Raw genomic sequence first — 18,217 nt, 5'->3', positions numbered from 1 at the left:
GCCCGTGGCGGAACCGGAACACGCTCCCCGGCATTGTCAGCCGCTCTCCCTGGCCATCACACCCCAACCCGCGGTGCCATCATTTCCGACCTCGATCCCGATACCACCGACCAGGACGACCTGCATGGCGGACGCTCGCCCTGGTTCGCCAAACTCCCCCGCCCCGCCCGGCATCCTCTCACCGAAAACACAAGCTGCGACGCACTGATCGTCGGCTGCGGCATCACCGGCGCGCTGATGGCCGAACGGCTGACGCGGCAAGGGCTCGACGTGGTTCTGCTGGACCGCGAATTGCCGGGCTATGGCAGCACCGCGGCAAGCACGGCGATGCTGCTGTGGGAAATCGATCGCTCGCTGAGTGAATTGACCGAGCTTTATGGTTTCGAGCGCGCCGCGCGCGCCTATCGCGCCAGTTTCAATGCCGTCGGCGGATTGCAATCGCTGATGCGCGATCTCGATCTGCCCTGCGATATGCGGACAAAGTCGTCGCTCTATCTTGCCGCCGGTGAGGACGCGAGCAGTCTCATCACCGAGCAGATGTTGCGCGCGCGTGCGGAGCTGCCCGGCACGTTTCTCGATCACCGCGCCCTGTTCGGTGCCTATGAGATCACGCGCGCCGGAGCGATCGTGTCGCCGAACTCCGCTGATTGCGATCCGATGCAGATGGCCATCGGCTTGCTGAATATCGCCCATAGCCGTGGTGGGCGGTTCTATGAAGCGGAGGCGTTGCGCTACGAGTCCGCGCCCCACAGTGTCGGTGTCACGACAAGCGACGGTCGCGTGATCGAGGCTCGTCACGTCATCCTCGCTACCGGCTATGTGATGCCCGACATCGTGGAGACGAAAGTGCAATCACCCTCGTCGAGCTGGGCGATTGCGACTTCGCCACAACCGGACCGGCTCTGGCGCGACGGCGTACTGATCTGGGAGGACAGCAAGGACTATCTCTATGCGCGCACCACGCGGTCGGGCCGCATCATCATCGGCGGCGAGGACAGCGACGAGATCATCGCGCCGGATGCGCGCGATGCGCTGATTGCTGATAAAGCTGATAAACTACGTCAGCGGCTAGCAGCGCTCTGGCCCCGCGCCGAGCTGAACGTCACGCATCGCTGGGCCGGCACATTCGACACGACGCGTGACGGGCTGCCGCTGATCGGCCCAGTGCCGAAGCATCAAAACCTGTATGCTGCATACGGCTATGGCGGCAACGGCATCACCTTCAGCTACATGGCCGCGCAATTGCTCGGCGATCTTATCACCGGCGAACGCTCGCAACTCCTCGACGATTTTGCCCTCGACCGTGACGTTCCCGCCTGAGCTGGAGCTGTTTTGGACTAAGCAGACCCACAAGTCGTCATTGCGAGGTCAGGAAAGGCTTCGGCTTTCCCCTTGGCGAAGCGACGCGGCAATCCAGAGTCACGAACTGGACTGCGTCGTCGCAATGACGGCCGGAGCCGCCATGATCTACCTCAATCCGAAACAGCTCTAATCGCAGCGCAGCATCGCTGACATCATTGAGCACTACGCATTCGCAGGCGATAATCGCCGCGGTTTCCAGCATCCGCGCTGATTGACAAGGAAGAGACGATTGTTAGCATACAAGTGATCTCTTGACGCTCCTTATGGGGTTGGTCGGATGAAACCGGCGTCGTTTATTCGCCACGTTCCCCGCACGGTGGACGAAGTCGTGAGCGCCCTGGCCGAATATGCACCGCAGGACGGTCGTATTCTCGCCGGCGGGCAGAGCCTTGTGCCAATCATGGCCTTTCGCATGGCACGGCCGGCACATTTGATCGATATCAATGAAGTCGAAGGGCTCGATCGTCTCACTGTGGACGGCGATCATCTCTCGATCGGCGCGCGGGTGCGCCACGGCGCCTTCCACAAGCCGGTGATCGACGGCCCGCTCGGGCTGTTGCTGGCTTATGTCGCCCGCCATATCGCGCATTACCCGATCCGCATGCGCGGCACCTTTTGCGGCAGCCTGGCCCATGCCGATCCATCATCGGAATGGTGCCTGGTCTCGGCGACGCTTGGTGCAGAGCTGGTGGTGAAAAGCGTGCGTGGTGAACGCATCGTGCCAATCGATGACTTCCTGGAAGGCATCATGACGACAGCGCTACAGGAAGACGAGTTTCTCGCCGAAGCGCGGCTTCCGCTGCTGGCACCTGATACAAAATTCGGCTTCTATGAGTTCAGCCGTCGCGCAGGCGATTTTGCCATGGCGGCGGCGCTGGTCACCTATCGCGTAGTGGATGGCAAGATCCGTGATGCCCGCGTCGGCCTCGGCGGCGCCGAAGATCGCGCGCGGCGGATCGCCGAAGCCGAAGAGGTGTTGAACGGACAGGCGCCCTCGCCCGACCTGTTCGTCGCAGCTGGCGAAGCGGCCGCGCAGGCCGTCGATCCCGTGGAGGATATCCAGACCACCGCCGACTATCGCCGCGACCTCGTCCGCGCCGTCACCCGGCGTGCTCTCGAACACGCGCAGCAATGACCATGCACGGAAGGACCAACCATACCAAGGGATCGGGCACGACATGGGGCGGGCGCTCGATCCGCGATTTATCAAGGTGATGCATGGCGACACCGACCGCCCGCCCTATGGCTGGGGCCCCCTCGGCAGCCACTCCCTCGTTCTGTCCGGCGGCGCCAGCCTGCTGGCTGCGCGAAAGATCCGGGCGAAACTGATGATGGCGAGTTACCTGCTGGAAGCTTCTCCTAGAGATATCAAACTGGAAGCCGGTGCCGCGCATGTGATCGGTACCGACCGATCCGTCCGCAACAGCGGGAAACTGCCATGACCGAGAAGAGCGACATCACCCTCACCATCAATGGCAAGGCGCATGCGATCCGCGTCGAGGCCCGGCGCACGCTGGCCGATGCGATCCGCGAGGAGTGCGGCCAGACCGGCACCCATATCGGCTGCGAGCACGGTGTCTGTGGCGCCTGCACGGTGCTGGTGGATGGCGAGCCGGTGCGCTCCTGCCTGATGTTCGCGCAACAGGCGGATGGGCGGCAGATCCGCACCGTGGAAGGACTCGCCATAGGCGACGAAATGCATGCGATGCAGCGTGCCTTCATGGACAATCACGGCCTGCAATGCGGCTTCTGCACGCCAGGCTTCCTGATGCTCGCTGTCGGCGTGCTGGAGCGCGAGCCGGATATTTCCGACCACGATCTCGTCGATGTGCTCTCATCCAATCTCTGCCGCTGCACCGGCTATCAGAATATCATCAAGGCGGTGCGCGCTGCAGCCATCGAGATGCGGCAATCGTGAGCGCATCAGCCAAGTCCGCGCTGATCGGCCGATCCGTCACCCGCAAGGAAGACGGGCCATTGCTGCGCGGGCAAGGCAGGTTCGCCGCCGACATCAATTTCCCAAACCAGCTCTATATGCGCGTGGTCCGTTCGACCTATGCGCATGGCCGCATCGTCTCCGTCGATCTCGCCCCTGCCCTCGCGATCCCCGGCGTTGTCGCCGCATGGAGCTTCCAGGACGTCGCCGACATCCCGCCGATCGACTTCCGCCTCACCCGTCTCGAACAACTCACCGCCTATCGACAGACCATCCTGGCGAAAGACAAGGTCCGCTATGTCGGCGATCCCGTCGCGGTGGTGTTCGCCGAAGATCCTTACCTGGCCGAGGATGCTGCCGAGCATGTGGCACTCGAGATCGAGGAACTGCCGGTCATCCTGCAGGCGGATGGCGACATCGGCGAATTCCGCGACGGCCTGCCGACCGAGACGGCGCTGATCGAGAAGAGCTACGGCGATCTCGATGCAGCCTTTGCCAGTGCCGATGCCGTCATCGAGCTCGCGCTGTCCATCGGACGCCATTCCGGCGTACCGATGGAAACGCGCGGCGCGATCGGGCGTTACATCGTCGAGACCGACATGCTGGAAATGTATGGCGCCGCCAAGGTGCCGCACTGGAATCGCGACCAGCTCGCAAAGATGTTCGGCCGCACGGCGGCTAACACCAATCTCTTCGAAAGCCATGTTGGCGGCGGTTTTGGCATTCGCGGCGAGATGTATCCCGAAGACGTGCTGGTCTGCCTCGCCGCACTTCGTCTTGGCCGTCCGGTGAAATGGATCGAGGACCGCCGCGAGCACCTGATCGCCGCCAATCATTCGCGCCAGCAGACCCATTACATCCGGGCCGCCATCGACAGAGACGGCAACATCCTCGCCATCGATGACGAATTCTTCCATGATCAGGGCGGCTATATGCGGACGCATGCCGCCACGGTACCGGACCTTACCGCAGCGATGCTGCCCGGCCCTTATCGCATTCCCGCCTATCGTGCCCGCGGCCATATCCGGCTGACCAACAAGACTCCCGGTGGCACCTATCGCGCCCCCGGCCGCTATGAAAGCACCTTTGTGCGCGAGCGCCTGCTCGATGCCGTTGCCGCGAAGGTCGGTATCGATGGCGTCGAGGTGCGCCGCCGCAACCTGATCCCGACCGGCGAGATGCCGTTCACGCGCGCGCTGGAGACGCTCGGCACCGATATCGTGCTGGACTCCGGCGACTATGCAAAACTGCTCGACACGGCGCTGGACGGCATTGGCTGGGCCCCCTTGCAGGCGCAGATCGCCGAACGACGAAAGGCTGGCGAACTGGTCGGCGCGGGCATCGGCATGTTCGTGGAGAAAAGTGGCCTCGGCCCGTTTGACGACGTGTGCATCACGGTCGGTATCGACGGCAAGGTGGAGGTCGTCACTGGCACCGCCTCGGTTGGCCAGGGTGTCGAGACCGTCATCGCGCAGATCTGCGCGGAGAAGCTGGGCGTCAGCTATGACACCGTCAGTGTCATCCACGGCCAGACCGATCGCATCGCCCGCGGCCTCGGCGCTTTCGCCTCGCGCGTTTCGGTCATGACCGGCGAAGCCACGCGGCAGGCGGCACTGAAACTGCGCGACAAGGCCCTTGCCGCCGCAGCGGAGCTGATGCAGCTCCCTGCCGATCAGCTCGACGTCGTCAATGGCGAGATCATCCGTCTCGATGGCAGCACCGGCCCGTCAATGTCGCTGGCAGAGATCGCCAAGGCGCTCGCGCCCGGCAGCAATCACGTGGGCGACAACGTACCCGGCTTGTTCGCCGAAGCATCGTTCGAATCGAAGCACATGACCTACCCTTATGGCGTCCACGTCGCCGTGGTCTCGCTGGCCCGCGACACCGGGAGCGTGCTGGTCGAGCGTTATCTCGTCGCCTATGATATCGGAAAGGCGATCAATCCGATGCTGGTGGAAGGCCAGATCGTTGGCGGTGTCGCACAGGGTCTCGGCGGCGCGCTGTATGAGGAGTTCAGCTATGACGACCGCGGCGAACCGCTCGCGGTGACGTTTGCAGACTATCTCATGCCGACGGCGCGCGAGGTGCCTGACGTCGAGGTCATCATCACCGAAGATGCGCCGAGCCCGCTCAATCCGATGGGGTTGAAGGGTGCTGGCGAAGGCGGAGCGAATGCGGTCGGTGCTGCGATCGCTGCAGCTATTGACGACGCGCTTGGCCAGCCCGGCGCGATCACAAAGCTGCCGGTGTCGCCGCAGCGGGTGAAGGAACTGATCAATAGTCGTATGGCGAATGAACCGAAGCTGTAATCCGCCGGCCGAGTGCGTGTGGCGAAGAACGGCGGATTACGCCGCGCTCATCCGCCCTATGTGATCTTCTTCAGCAACCTTGTCAGCGTCCGCTGCTCATCGACCGTCAGTGGCCGCAGCGTCTTGGCGGTGACATCCGCCGCAACGCCAATCGCGGCTTCCACCACACGGCTGCCCTTCTCCGTCAGCGATACCGCGCGGCGACGGCGATCATTGGGATCGGCTCCGGTGGCAACGAGATCGCGCAATCCGAGACGATCCACCACGCCCTTGATGGTGGCGGCATCGAGATAGACCAGACGGCCAAGATGATTTTGCGAGCACGGCCCGACTTCATTCAGCTTCGCCATGACGGCAAACTGCGTCTGCGTGAGTTCATCCACCATGTTGGACATAAAGATCGAGGTGTGGCGCTGCATGGCGACACGGAGCAGAAAGCCAACCTGCGCGTCAAGCTCATAGCCGCCCGGGACCTCGGCGCTGGCTGGCAGCTTCACTTTGCCCGATTTCTGCATCACAACGGTCCCGACCTCAGACGCCAACTATGAATGATCCGCGTCAGCAGGAACAGACCAAGTTTTGATCGCTAGACGGTCAAGTAAGCGCGTTGGATATCAACGTTCTCCGCCAGCTCCACCATGGTCCCATTCCATCGAATTTGACCTTTTTCGAGCACATAGGCGCGATCCGACACCAGTTCGGCGAAATGGACGTTCTGCTCCGAGAGCAGGATCGAAACGCCGGCCTTTTTCAGTTCGAGAATGGTGTTGGCCATCATCTCGACGATCACGGGCGCCACACCTTCCGATGGCTCGTCAAGCAGGATCAGCAGCGGATTGCCCATCAGCGTCCGCGCCACGGTGAGCATCTGCTGCTCGCCGCCGCTCATGCGCCCGCCCGGCCGGTTCGGCATCTCGCCGAGATTCGGAAACAATGCGAGCAGCTTTTGCTCGGTCCATAGGGGCGCATCCACGCCATCGCTGAATTTGCGCGGCGGCTGGCGGCCGATGTCGAGATTTTCCAGAACCGTGAGATCCGAAAAGATGCGGCGATCTTCGGGGACGAAGCCGAGGCCCAGTCGCGCGATCTCATAGGGCTGCCGGCCAGAGATGTCGTGCCCGTCGAACCCGATCTTGCCGGCGGATTGCGCCATCAGGCCCATGACAGCTTTCATGGTGGTGGTCTTGCCGGCGCCGTTGCGGCCCATCAAGGCTACGACTTCGCCGCGGCCGACCTCGAAACCGAGGTCGTAGAGGATCTGCGCGGCGCCATAGGAGGCGCGGAGGTTCTCGACTGTCAGCATCGGCGTGCTCATGCCCGCGCCTCCGTCTTGAAGGTCTTGCCGGTGCCGAAATAGACTTCCTGCACCTGCGGATTGTCGCGGATCGATCTGGCATCGCCGTCGGCAATCAGTTTGCCGCGCGCCAGCACGATGATGCGATCGGCAAAGGCGAAGACGACGTCCATGGAATGTTCGGTGAACAGCACCGAGATGCCGCGCTCGATCACCAGCCGCTTCACCAGCGCAATCAGATCGTTGCGCTCCTTCGGGGCCATGCCGGCGGTGGGCTCGTCCATCAGCAGCAGGCGCGGATCATTGGCGAGCGCAATAGCGAGTTCGACGCGTTTGACGTCGCCATAGGCGAGTTCGCGGCTCGGGCGATCGGCGGCATCCTGCATGCCGACCTGGGCCAGCAGTTCCAGCGCCCGCTCACGATGCAGCGCGCCGGCCGGCCGCCACAGCCGATAGATCTTGTTCGTATGCGAGAGCAACGCCATCTGCACGTTTTCGATGACAGTCATGGAGTTGAACGTCGCCGCCACCTGGAATGTGCGGCCGATGCCGAGCCGCCAGATGTCGCGCGGCTTGCGGCCGTTGAGTTGGTTGCCCTCGAACCAGATCTCACCAGAATCCGGTGGCAACTGGCCATTGATCATGTTGAAGCAGGTGGATTTGCCGGCACCGTTTGGCCCGATCAGCGCGAGGAATTCTCCACGCTTGATCTCGAAGGACACATCGTTGACGGCGCGCACGCCGCCGAAGGATTTTGACAGCTGCCGAATGCTGAGATCGCTCATGGCGCAGACCTCCGACGCGTAAACAGCTTGGAGAGGCCACCAACGATACCGGCCGGGAATGCCAGCACAAGCAGAAGAATGACGCCGCCGAGCAGCGCGCGCCAGTATTCGGTCGAGCGCATGACGCTGTCCTGAAGCACGGCAAAGACCGAGGCGCCGACGATCGGGCCAGTCAATGTCTGCAGCCCACCGAGCAGCACCATCACCAAGCCGTCAATGGACCGGCTGACGGCAATCGTCTCTGGCGAGATCGATCCCTTGGCAAAGGCGAACAGTCCACCGGCAACGCCGCAGATACAGCCGGCGATGGCAAAGGCCAGCCAATGGATGCGTTTGACGTCGAGCCCGATCGCCTCGGCGCGCAATGGCGAGTCACGCCCTGCCCGCATGGCATAGCCGAACGGCGAGAACAGAAAACGCCGGATCAGGAACACGCCGATAACCGCGAGCGCCAGCGTGAGATAATAGAACATCGGACGGCTCTCGAATGGCGCCGATGGCCACACGCCAAGCACGCCATTGGAGCCGCCGGTGAGCGTTTCCCACTGGAACACGGCCGCCCACACGATCTGCGCAAAAGCCAGCGTCAGCATTGCGAGATAGACGCCAGACAGGCGCACGGCAAACCAGCCGAACAGCAGCGCACCGACAAGTGCCACCAACGGTGCCGACAACAAAGCGAGCCCCATAGGCGCCGCGAACCACTTTACCAGCAAAGCCGCACCATAGGCACCGAGACCGAAATAGGCAGCATGGCCGAATGAATGCATGCCGCCCGGCCCCATGATGAAATGCAGGCTGGTGGCAAACAGAACCGCGATCAACACGTCGATGCCGAGCACCAACGTATAAGGCGAGCTCTTGGCGATCAGCGGCATGCAGATCAGCACGACCAGCGCAATGAGGCCGCCGATCTTCACCGCGGTCGTCGCCGGGCGCATCGGCTCCTCAGGCTCGGCGACGCTGCGCACGACGCCCTGCTCGCGACCGAGCAAGCCGTAAGGTCGCGCGATCAGCACGATGGCCATCACCAGGAATTCGGCAACCAGCGTCATCTTGGAGAAGTTGACGGTGAACAGGCCAAAATCGACAATGCCGAGCGCGATGCACAGCGCCTTCACTTCGGCGATCAACACGGCGGCCACATAGGCGCCGGTGATCGAGCCCATGCCGCCGACCACCACCACCACAAAGGCGTCGCCGATGACATTCATGTCAGTCGTCAATGTCGCTGGCTCGCGGGCGATCTGCAGCGCGCCACCGAGGCCGGCGAGCATCGCGCCGAGCGCGAACACGCCGGTGAACAACATCGCCTGATTGACGCCGAGCGCGCCGACCATTTCGCGATCCTGCGTCGCCGCCCGCATCAAGCGGCCAAAGCGCGTCTTCGACAGGGCCATGTGAAGCAGCAAGAGGACAACAGGGCCGACGACGATCAGGAAGATATCGTAAGTGGGTAGCCGTCGCCCCAAGATTTCGATCGATCCCTTCAGCCCCGGCGCGCGCGGGCCGAGCAGATCTTCCGGCCCCCAGAGCCATAGCGCTGCGTCATTGAAGACAAGCACCAACGCAAATGTCGCGAGCAACTGGAACAGCTCGGGCGCGCGATAGATGCGCCGGAGCAGCAGGACTTCGATGATGGCACCGAGAATGCCGACCAGAATAGCGGTCAGCACGATTCCGCCCCAGAAGCCGAGCGCACCGCCGATCTTGGTGGCGAGGCTGTAGGCGATATAGGTCCCCAGCATATAGAGGGAGCCGTGGGCGATATTGACGATCCGGGTGACACCAAAAATCAGCGACAGGCCGACGGCGACCAGGAACAAGCCCGATGCCGCCGACAGACCGTTGATCGCCTGGAAAACGAACGCGTTCAGATTCATTGCAATTCGCCGTCGTCCCCGCGCAGGCGGGCCCCCATACACACGTTAGCCCGCAGCGGCATAGCGCGAGTTGCTCCAGTCTCGCACAGACCACACCTTCGGAGGTTATGGGTCCCCGCTCCGCGCACGCCTTCGGCGTGCTGGCCGGGGACGACGAGGGAGCTGACCATTGCGCTGATCCCTACTCAGCAGCCGGACGAAGCTTCTTCACTTCGTCGTCGCTCGGCAGGACGCTGGCACCATCGACATATTTGATGTCGCTCATGGTCCCCTTGCCGTTCTCCAGCGCGATCTTGCCGACAAAGGCGCCGGCCGTCGCCTGATGATCACTGGCACGATAGGTGAACGGACCGAACGGTCCATCGACAGCGAGACCGCGGAAGGCCGTGATGAGCTTTTCAGTGTCCGTCGAGCCAGCCTTGGCGATACCTGCTGCGAGCGACTTCATGGTGGCATAGCCGACGATCGATCCCAGGCGCGGATAATCGTTGTACTTCTTCTGATAGGCGGCCAGGAATGTCGCGTGCTCAGGGATCTTGATCTTGTCCCAGGGATAGCCAGTGACGATCCAGCCGACCGGCGCTTCCTCCTTCACCGGATCGAGATATTCAGGCTCGCCGGACAGCACGCTCACGACCGTGCGATCCTTGAACACGCCGCGCGTGCCACCTTCGCGCACCAGCTTGGAAAAGTCTGCACCGAACAACACGTTGAAGATCGCATCGGGCTTGGCGTCGTCGATCGCCTGCACGACCGCACCGGCATCGACCTTGCCGAGCGGGGGCGCCTGCTCGCTGACGAATTCGATATCGGGCTGCTTGGCCTTCATCATCTCCTTGAAGGTCGCGGCTGCGGCTTGGCCGTATTCATAATTCGGATAGACCAGCGCCCAGCGCTTCTTCTTCGCCGCCAGCGCCTCGGGCACCAGCATGGCGACCTGCATATAGGTCGTGGCGCGCAGGCGGAACGTGTAGCGGTTGCCGTTCTGCCAGGTGATCTTGTCGGTCAGCGGCTCGGCGGCGAGGAAGAACACTTTCTTCTTGCCGGCGAATTCCGTCACCGCGAGACCGGTATTCGACAGGAAGGTACCGGCGAGAATGTTGACCCCTTCGCGCGTCACCAGTTCCTCGGCGACACGCACCGCATCGCCGGGCGAAGAACCGTCATCGCGCGAAATGACTTCCAGCTTCTTGCCAAGCACGCCGCCCTTCGCATTGATCTCTTCGATCGCGAGCTCCCATCCCTTCTTGTAAGGGTCAAGGAAAGCGGTCTGCGTCTTGTAGCTGTTGAGTTCGCCGATCTTGATCGTGTCCTGCGCCGAGGCAGTCCGACCGCATGCGAGCGCCATGGCGCCGGCAATGGCGAGAGAACCGAGTGTACGAGCCGTAATCATGATCGAACTCCCGTTATGATCCACATATGTGTGATCAGCGATTGCGACAGATGAAGTCTGTGAAGATCAGGTGTTGGAGGTGTCGTCGACTGACGCGCGAATTAGTTTGTACGCAAATAGTCCGGCGCACCCATTTTCTTGTCAAGGCTGCACTTACAGCAACATGCCGTGCATGTCGCTGAAGTTTTGATCACGCGCAGCATGCGGCGCGTGACTCGAAGGCGTAGACAAAGCAGCACGCGGCGGCGAAATCAACGTCGCCGCGTGTGTGCCGCGACTAGCGGTCGCGGAAGCGATCCATCAGCGCCTTGTCCTGGCCGCCGTCGATCTCGATCATGGTGCCATTGGCCATCTGCACCAGCGGCGACGCCAGCATCACCACGAGATTGGCGACCTCCTCGACCTCGGCGATACGGCCGAGCGGGATCGAGGCCGGCGCCAGCTTGTCGGCCTCCTCATAGGAAATCTTCATGTCGCGCGACATCGCATTGACCAGTCCCGCCCAACGCTCGGTGCGCACCGGGCCGGGATTCACGGCGCAGAACGAGATGTTGTGGCGGCCATATTGTCCGGCGAGCGACAGGGTCATGTTCTGTCCAGCGGCATTGGCCGCACCCGGCGCGATTTCCCAATAGGATGGCTTGACGCCGTCATTGCCGATCAGATTGACCACGCGACCGCCGCCCTGCTTGACCATGATCGGCAGCGCGTAGCGCAGGCAGCGCACATAACCCATGAATTTGAGCTGCAGTGCCTGCTCCCAATCGGCCTCGGTCAGCGTCTCGATGACGCCGCCCGGCGCCGAGCCGGCATTGTTGATCATCAGGTCGATGGCGCCGAGTTTTTTGTGGGCGGTCTCGACGAAATTCTTGGCATCCGCATCCTTGGTCAGATCGGCAGCGATCGCGACGACCGTCACGCCGGTCGCGCTTCGGATTTCCTCGGCGGTCTTTTCCAGCGGCTCGATGCGCCGGGCGCAGATGGCGACATTGACGCCCTCTTTCGCCAGCGTCATGGCGATGCCCTTGCCGATACCCTCGCTGCCACCGGTGATGAGAGCGCATTTGCCTTTGAGTTGGAGGTCCATGAGATCGTCCTTCTGGGTTGGAAGAGAGGAAATCGAGCGGTCGGTGGTGTCAGCTCCCGGTAAAACGCGGGAGCCGCTTCTCGGCGAAGGCCAGCCGGCCTTCGACGTAGTCGGCGCTGGCATCGGCATCGGCGTAGAAGCGCCAGGCCTCAGCCATGAGATCGGCATTGCTGGTGGTCAACGCACGGATCGCGGCCTTGGCGGCCTTGATCGTCAGCGGCGCGTTAACGGCAATCTTTTGCGCGAGTCCTGCGGCGAGCGCCGACACCTCGTCCTTCGCGGCCAGGATGTGCACGGCGCCGAGCTCATAGGCCCGCGATGCCGGCAACCGATCCGCAGTGAACAGCACCTGACGCGTCGCACCTGCACCAAAGACGCGAATAAATCTTGTGATCCCTCGCGGATCATAACCGAGGCCAAGTTTCGCGGCCGGGACAGCGAAGAACGCATCCGACGCAGCGATCCGCATGTCGCAGCTTGCGGCAACCGACGAGCCGGCACCCATGCAGCCACCGAAGATCACACCGATGGTCGGCTGCGGGATTGCCTCGATGGCCAAGCAGGTGTTTTCGACGAGATCGTCATAAGCGCGCGCATTGCCTTCCCCTGATCGCGCCGTCGCGAAATCGGAGATATCGGCGCCCGCCGAGAACATCTCCTCACCCTCGCCGCGGATGATGACAACGCGGACATCCTTGCGCGTCGCGGCCTCCTGGGCGAAGGCGCCGATCTTGTGCCACATGACCGTGGAGATCGCATTGCGGCGCGCCGGATTGGCAAGCCGCAGCGCCGCGATGCCGTCTGCAATATCGATGGTGATATCGCCGGGCGCTGCCATCGGATCAGACCGCCGGCCGGTGCGACATCCAGCGACCGGACTCGGCCGCCGGGAAGAGTTCAGCAAGCGCGGCGTTAAAGGCGGCTGGCTCCTCGCTTGTGATGGTGTGACCGGCACGCGGCAGCACAAGCAGGCCCGCTGTCGGCACCGTCCGCTTCACGAAGATGCTGGGATCGAGGCACCAGTCGTCTTCGTCACCGACGATGATCAGCAGCGGCGGCGTGAATTTCTCCAGCTGCGGCTTCATCTCCCACAGCATCGGGCGCTTGGCCTGCAACTCGCGCATGGTGAGCGCGTGGCCGACCGGCGAATGATCCGCTAGCATCTTTGCGAATTCCGCAAAACCGCGCGGGTCCTTGTTCTTATGGGTCTGCCGCGTTGCACCGTCGGCGTAACGCGCTGCTGCCTCTGGCCAATCCACCGTCTCGAACATCTTTGCGGTTTCGCGCGAGGCCGCCCGACCCTGCTCGACAAAGGCCGGATCGGGGCTTGAACCATAGCCGCAGCTCGCGGCCGTTACCGACAGGCAACGATCGGGATAATTAATACCGACGTGGAGCGCCGTTGATGCACCCATCGAATGGCCGACAATATGCGCCTTCTCGATGCCAAGGCCGTCCATCAGCGCGATCACATCGTTACGCGCGATATCCTGTCCGTATTTTGTTGGATCCGTCGGCACATCTGATGGCGGATAGCCGCGCTGACTATAGGTCACGCAGCGATAGGAGCGTGCGAAGTAACGCAGCTGCGGCTCCCAGGTGCGGTAATCGCCCGCATATTCGTGCACGAAAATCACAGGACTCCCGGTGCCGACCTCCTCATAATAGAGCTTCGTCCCGTCCGGCGTCGTGAGGTGCGGCATGTTCGCCTCCTGCAAGCTAAGAGCAGATTTCATTTGCGCACATACAAAATGCTAGTAGCGTTATTCCAACTGAGCAAGAGGATTTAGTGAATGTAATTTTGGCATATCGTTTGCTTACAAATGAATGCCGCACTGCCGCATGACGAGATCGAAAAGCTACGCGCCAACAACGTTTGCCACCACGTTTTCGGGGAGATGTTCATGACCGGACTTTCGCGACGCGCCTTTACCTTGAGCACCGCTGCTACACTGCTAGGCACGACATCGATCAGAATTTCATCGGCGCAGGCACTTCCAAAAATCCGCGTCGGCAGCCTGACGCTTCCGGTCTTTGCGCCGATCATCGTCAACATCATGAAGGCGCAGAAATTCGATACCAAGCATGGATTTGAAGCCGAGGTGCAGACCTATCCATCCTTCTCCGCTTACTATGCAGGCCTCGCCACCGGCGAAATCGACACGCTGATCGGCGGCCCCACCTATTTCCAGAAACTTCGGCTCGAAGGCGTCCCGCTGCGCATCGTCGCCACCGGCGCGACGCTGGCGGACCTTGTGATCATCGCCAAGGATCCCGCCATCAAGTCGATCGCCGACCTCAAGGGCAAGCAGCTCGCCGCCGACATGGGCAGCGGACAATTCCAGATCTTGTCGATCTACGCGAAATCCAAAGGCATCGACCTCAGTAAGGACATGACCCTGGTCAGCGCGAATTTCGCCGTTGCCCGCGCACAGCTGGCAGCGGCGCGCGTCGATGCGGCGATGATCATCGAACCGATTGCCACGATGATGATGAAGGAAGATCCAAGCCTGAAGATCATCTTCAACGCCAATGACGCGTGGAAGGAGATGGCCGGCGTGACGGGCTGGGAGCTCGTCTATGCCATGCGCGAGGACACCATCAAGAAGAACGCCAATGCGCCGAAGCAATTCGTCGCAGCGCTCGCGGACGTCACCAAATATCTGCAGACCGATCCCGATGGCGCCGACAAGATCGCCGTCGAGACCGTAAAACTTCCGCCAGGCATCTTGAAGGAGGCGGTCCACGCCAAGCGTTGGGTCTTCGACGCGCGGCCGGCATGGGACGCAGCGGAGAAGAAGAGCATTTGGGATACGTTCGAGCGCGCGGTCGCCGCAGGCTTCCATCCAAAACTGCCTGACGACGCGATCATCTATGCCCCCTGACGAGGCACGCACCGCAACGCCGTTCGAAGAGCCGCGTCGCCCACCGATGATGCCAAGCCTGCCGCGCGAGACGATCATCTCGATCGTGCTGTTCGCGGCGGTCTGGCAGATCATGTCCTATCTGGCGCCGTCGCTCGGCATTCCCGCTTTCGCGATCCCCGGCCTTGGCCGGATCGCCGAAAGCCTCATGAAGATCACGCCGATCGATGTCGCCGTGACGCTGGGCCGCGTGCTGCTGGCGCTGTTTGTCTCCTTCATCATCGGCATCTTCGTTGCCATGCTGATGTATCTGTCCGACAGCGTCGAGCGCTATCTCCGGCCGATGGTGCGCATCCTGATGGCGGTGCCCGTCGTGTCCTGGATCCTGTTCGCCGTGCTCTGGTTCAAGGGCGTCGAATTCCGCATCGTCTTCGTGCTGGTCGTCGTCTGCGCGCCGGTCTTCACCGTGGATGCCCTCGACAATATGCGCGAGGTCTCGCGCGACCTGAAACAGATGATCCGCTCCTTCCGCCCCACCCCATTCCAGTTCTTCACCAAGCTGATGCTGCCGGCGATCACGCCGGGCATCCTCACCAGCTGGAAGATCACACTCAGCCTCGCCATCCGCGTCGTCACCATCGCCGAGCTGGTCGGCGCGGTGACCGGGATCGGGCATCGCCTGTCGGTGGCGCAGGAACTGTTCTCCGTGGCCGATGTGTTCGCCTGGACGTTTGTGCTCGTCGTCCTGCTGTTCCTGCTCGAAGCCCTGATCGTGCAGCTCGAAACCCGTGTGCTGAGGTGGCGCGCATGACCGGCGCATCCGCCCCTATCGAAATCGCAGGACTGCGAAAGGTGTTTCGGCAGACGACGACGGGCGAATCCATCGTCGCCATCGATCAGCTCACGCTCCACATCGCGCCCGGTGAACTCGTTGCCATTGTCGGCAAGACCGGTTGCGGCAAGTCGACCTTGTTCGATCTGCTGATTGGCCTGGAGCATCCCACCGCCGGCAGCATCACCATCGGCAGCAAGACGCCCTATGACGACTTCAACGACTTTCGCGGCAAGATCGCGACGATCTTCCAGCAGGACCGGCTGTTTCCGTGGCGCTCGGCGCTCGACAACGTCAAGCTTCCGCTCGAACTGATCGGCATTGCCGATGACGTGCAGCAGGAGCGCGCGATGTTCTGGCTCAAGCGGCTGGGCCTAGAGAACTTTGCCAATGCCTATCCGCGCGAACTCTCGGGTGGCATGCGGCAGCGCGTGGCCATCGCCCGCGCTTTCGCAGTCCAGCCGGAAATCCTGCTGGCCGATGAATCCTTCAGTGCGCTCGATGAGGTGACGGCCAATGACCTGCGCCAAACCTTCGTCGATCTCGCCCGCGAATTCCGCTCCACGGCGATCCTGATCACGCATCAGCTCGAGGAAGCTATGTCGGTCGGCGACCGTATCGTGGTGTTCGGCAAGTCGGCGGCGCTGCTGGCGGATATCCGGATGAAGGACTGGGACCGCAGCGACCACGTCCTGCTGCGTTCCGCGATCCAGAGCACATTGCAGGGCAATGCCCCGGACGAGCGATTGAAACGCTGATCGTAGGGTGGGTTGAGCGGAGCGAAAACCCACCAAGTCCTGCGCGTGGTGTTGATGGGTTTTCGCTCCGCTCAACCCATCCTACATCCTCATCCGCAACCACTGCTTGCGGATTCCGGATTCAGCCATTCCGTTGACATCCTTTCGACCCGCAGATACGCAAATTTACGTCATCTGCGTCGAAGCTGCGGCCAGGCCGCGCAAGGATAAATGCCGTGACAGGCATGTTTTGGGGAGTGGCGTTGCCATGATGGATTTCGCCACCCGGGTCCATAACCACAATTATCGGCTCGATCCGATCATCCGGTCGCTGCTGGACACGGATTTCTATAAATTCCTGATGCACCAGTTCGTCTGGATGCTCTTTCCGAAGGTGCCCGTCACCTTCAGCCTGATCAACCGCACCAAGAGCGTGCGCCTCGCGGAGATCATTCCTGAGGCCGTTCTGCGCGCGCAGCTTGATCACGCCCGCACCCTCACCTTCCGCGAGAACGAGTTGATCTGGCTCGCCGGCAACCGCTTCTACGGCCGCCGCGACATTTTTCGCCCGGAATATATCGAATATCTCCGCACGTTCCGCCTGCCGGACTATCACCTCGAAATCGTGGACGGCCAGTATGTCCTCACTTTCGAGGGCGATTGGGCTGCGGTGACCATGTGGGAGATCTATGCGCTCGCCATTGTCAGCGAGCTGCGCTCGCGCATCGCCATGGCGTCGCTGGACAAGTTCGAGCTCGACATTCTCTACGCCCAGACCAAGACCAAGATCTGGAACAAGATCAAAAAGCTAAAATCCTATCCGGACATGCGGCTCGCCGAGTTCGGCACCCGCCGCCGCCACGGTTTTCTGTGGCAGGAATGGGTGACGGATGCGATGGCCAACGAGCTCGGTCGCAGCTTTGTCGGCACCTCGAACGCCCTGCTCGCCTTCAAGCATTCGTTCGAGGCCATCGGCACCAATTCGCACGAACTGCCCATGGTGTTCGGCTGCCTCGCCGACAGCGACGAGGCGCTGAAGACTGCCCAATATGACGTCCTGGCGAAATGGCAGGAAGTCTATGATGGCGAATTGCTGATCATCCTGCCCGACACCTTTGGGATGACCCAGTTCCTGCGCGATGCCCCAGCCTGGGCGTCGAAATGGACGGGCATGCGCATGGACAGCAAGGAGCCTGTTGCTGCCGGCGAGGAAGTCATCGCCTGGTACGCCATGCGCGGCGAGGATCCGCGCAAGAAGCGCGCGATGTTCTCGGACGGGCTCGAGGTCGACCTGATGATCGACCTGCATCAGCGCTTCCGCGGCCGTATCCGCGAGAGCTTTGGCTGGGGCACCATGGCCACCAACGATTTCCGCGGCGCACATCCGCGCGGGCTGGATACGCTCGATCCGATCAGCCTGGTGTGCAAGATCACCGCGGCCAATGGACGGCCCGCGGTGAAGCTATCGGATAATCCGGCGAAGACGACCGGCGGCAGCCAGGAAGAGATCGATCGCTACCTGCGCATCTTTGGCCGCGAGGGCGTGGCTGAGCAGAAGGTGATTGTGTAGCTCCCTCCCCTTCTCCGCTGTCATCGCCCGGCCTGACCGGGCGATCCAGTAAACTCAATAGCGGCGGTGTGTACTGGATCACCCGCCTTCGCGGGTGATGACAGACTGAGTTGCAGTCGAAACAAAAACGCCGCCCGGTTTCCCGAGCGGCGTTTCTTTTTTATT

At 62.0% G+C, this 18,217-nt stretch carries 17 protein-coding genes; 9 read left to right on the top strand and 8 right to left on the bottom strand.

Going from position 1 to position 18,217, the window contains the following annotated elements; all coding sequences use genetic code 11:
* Window positions 1-78 precede the first annotated feature (78 nt).
* The 5 genes from AC1RQ5_RS12980 (at window position 79) to AC1RQ5_RS12960 (ending at window position 5,607) form a co-directional block, all read left to right on the top strand.
* Complete coding sequence (locus AC1RQ5_RS12980) at window positions 79-1,320, top strand: NAD(P)/FAD-dependent oxidoreductase (protein ID WP_493203410.1); 1,242 nt, start codon at window positions 79-81, stop codon at window positions 1,318-1,320.
* Window positions 1,321-1,639: 319 nt separating this feature from the next.
* Window positions 1,640-2,497, top strand: coding sequence for an FAD binding domain-containing protein (locus AC1RQ5_RS12975; RefSeq protein ID WP_493199419.1), 858 nt, complete (start codon window positions 1,640-1,642; stop codon window positions 2,495-2,497).
* Between the two features lie 43 nt (window positions 2,498-2,540).
* Entirely contained in the window at window positions 2,541-2,804 is a 264-nt protein-coding gene (locus AC1RQ5_RS12970; RefSeq protein WP_493199417.1) for a molybdopterin cofactor-binding domain-containing protein, read from the top strand.
* A complete protein-coding gene (locus tag AC1RQ5_RS12965) occupies window positions 2,801-3,280 on the top strand; it encodes a (2Fe-2S)-binding protein (protein WP_493199416.1) in 480 nt (159 codons plus the stop codon). Before AC1RQ5_RS12970 ends, AC1RQ5_RS12965 begins: the two co-directional genes overlap by 4 nt.
* Window positions 3,277-5,607: a xanthine dehydrogenase family protein molybdopterin-binding subunit gene (locus AC1RQ5_RS12960; protein WP_493199415.1), complete on the top strand. Its 2,331-nt coding sequence runs from the start codon at window positions 3,277-3,279 to the stop codon at window positions 5,605-5,607. The genes AC1RQ5_RS12965 and AC1RQ5_RS12960 overlap by 4 nt, the downstream gene beginning before the upstream one ends.
* A 56-nt stretch (window positions 5,608-5,663) precedes the next feature.
* On the opposite strand, the gene AC1RQ5_RS12955 is transcribed toward AC1RQ5_RS12960, so the two are convergent.
* The 8 genes from AC1RQ5_RS12955 to AC1RQ5_RS12920 form a co-directional block, all read right to left on the bottom strand.
* A complete protein-coding gene (locus tag AC1RQ5_RS12955; RefSeq protein WP_493199413.1) occupies window positions 5,664-6,122 on the bottom strand; it encodes a MarR family winged helix-turn-helix transcriptional regulator in 459 nt (152 codons plus the stop codon).
* A 71-nt stretch (window positions 6,123-6,193) separates the two neighbouring features.
* On the bottom strand, window positions 6,194-6,922 hold the full coding sequence (locus AC1RQ5_RS12950; RefSeq protein WP_493199411.1) for an ABC transporter ATP-binding protein: 729 nt from the start codon (window positions 6,920-6,922) through the stop codon (window positions 6,194-6,196).
* A complete protein-coding gene (locus AC1RQ5_RS12945) occupies window positions 6,919-7,686 on the bottom strand; it encodes an ABC transporter ATP-binding protein (protein WP_493199409.1) in 768 nt (255 codons plus the stop codon). Before AC1RQ5_RS12945 ends, AC1RQ5_RS12950 begins: the two co-directional genes overlap by 4 nt.
* Entirely contained in the window at window positions 7,683-9,569 is a 1,887-nt protein-coding gene (locus AC1RQ5_RS12940) for an ABC transporter permease (RefSeq protein ID WP_398478936.1), read from the bottom strand. The genes AC1RQ5_RS12945 and AC1RQ5_RS12940 overlap by 4 nt, the downstream gene beginning before the upstream one ends.
* Before the next feature lie 181 nt (window positions 9,570-9,750).
* Window positions 9,751-10,962 (bottom strand): ABC transporter substrate-binding protein, encoded by a 1,212-nt coding sequence (locus AC1RQ5_RS12935; protein ID WP_398478934.1) that lies wholly within the window; start codon window positions 10,960-10,962, stop codon window positions 9,751-9,753.
* 277 nt (window positions 10,963-11,239) lie between these two features.
* Complete coding sequence (locus AC1RQ5_RS12930; RefSeq protein ID WP_398478932.1) at window positions 11,240-12,049, bottom strand: SDR family NAD(P)-dependent oxidoreductase; 810 nt, start codon at window positions 12,047-12,049, stop codon at window positions 11,240-11,242.
* Between the two features lie 49 nt (window positions 12,050-12,098).
* On the bottom strand, window positions 12,099-12,887 hold the full coding sequence (locus AC1RQ5_RS12925) for an enoyl-CoA hydratase-related protein (protein WP_493199406.1): 789 nt from the start codon (window positions 12,885-12,887) through the stop codon (window positions 12,099-12,101).
* A gap of 4 nt (window positions 12,888-12,891) precedes the next feature.
* The gene (locus AC1RQ5_RS12920; protein WP_493199405.1) at window positions 12,892-13,752 is read right to left on the bottom strand and encodes an alpha/beta fold hydrolase; all 861 of its coding nucleotides are present in this window, start codon (window positions 13,750-13,752) and stop codon (window positions 12,892-12,894) included.
* Window positions 13,753-13,953: 201 nt separating this feature from the next.
* Between AC1RQ5_RS12920 and AC1RQ5_RS12915 the strand changes: the two genes are divergently transcribed.
* From AC1RQ5_RS12915 to pncB, 4 genes are all read left to right on the top strand, one after another.
* A complete protein-coding gene (locus AC1RQ5_RS12915; protein ID WP_493199403.1) occupies window positions 13,954-14,934 on the top strand; it encodes an ABC transporter substrate-binding protein in 981 nt (326 codons plus the stop codon).
* Window positions 14,924-15,724, top strand: a complete 801-nt coding sequence (locus tag AC1RQ5_RS12910; protein ID WP_493199401.1) for an ABC transporter permease — start codon at window positions 14,924-14,926, stop codon at window positions 15,722-15,724. Before AC1RQ5_RS12915 ends, AC1RQ5_RS12910 begins: the two co-directional genes overlap by 11 nt.
* Window positions 15,721-16,503 (top strand): ABC transporter ATP-binding protein, encoded by a 783-nt coding sequence (locus AC1RQ5_RS12905; protein WP_493199399.1) that lies wholly within the window; start codon window positions 15,721-15,723, stop codon window positions 16,501-16,503. Before AC1RQ5_RS12910 ends, AC1RQ5_RS12905 begins: the two co-directional genes overlap by 4 nt.
* 247 nt (window positions 16,504-16,750) lie before the next feature.
* Window positions 16,751-18,052, top strand: a complete 1,302-nt coding sequence (gene pncB / locus AC1RQ5_RS12900) for a nicotinate phosphoribosyltransferase (protein WP_398478918.1) — start codon at window positions 16,751-16,753, stop codon at window positions 18,050-18,052.
* Window positions 18,053-18,217 lie beyond the last annotated feature (165 nt).

The sequence above is a fragment of the Tardiphaga sp. GW821-FHT12E02 genome, assembly GCF_058807155.1.
This window is presented reverse-complemented; position numbering and strand designations above follow the sequence as displayed.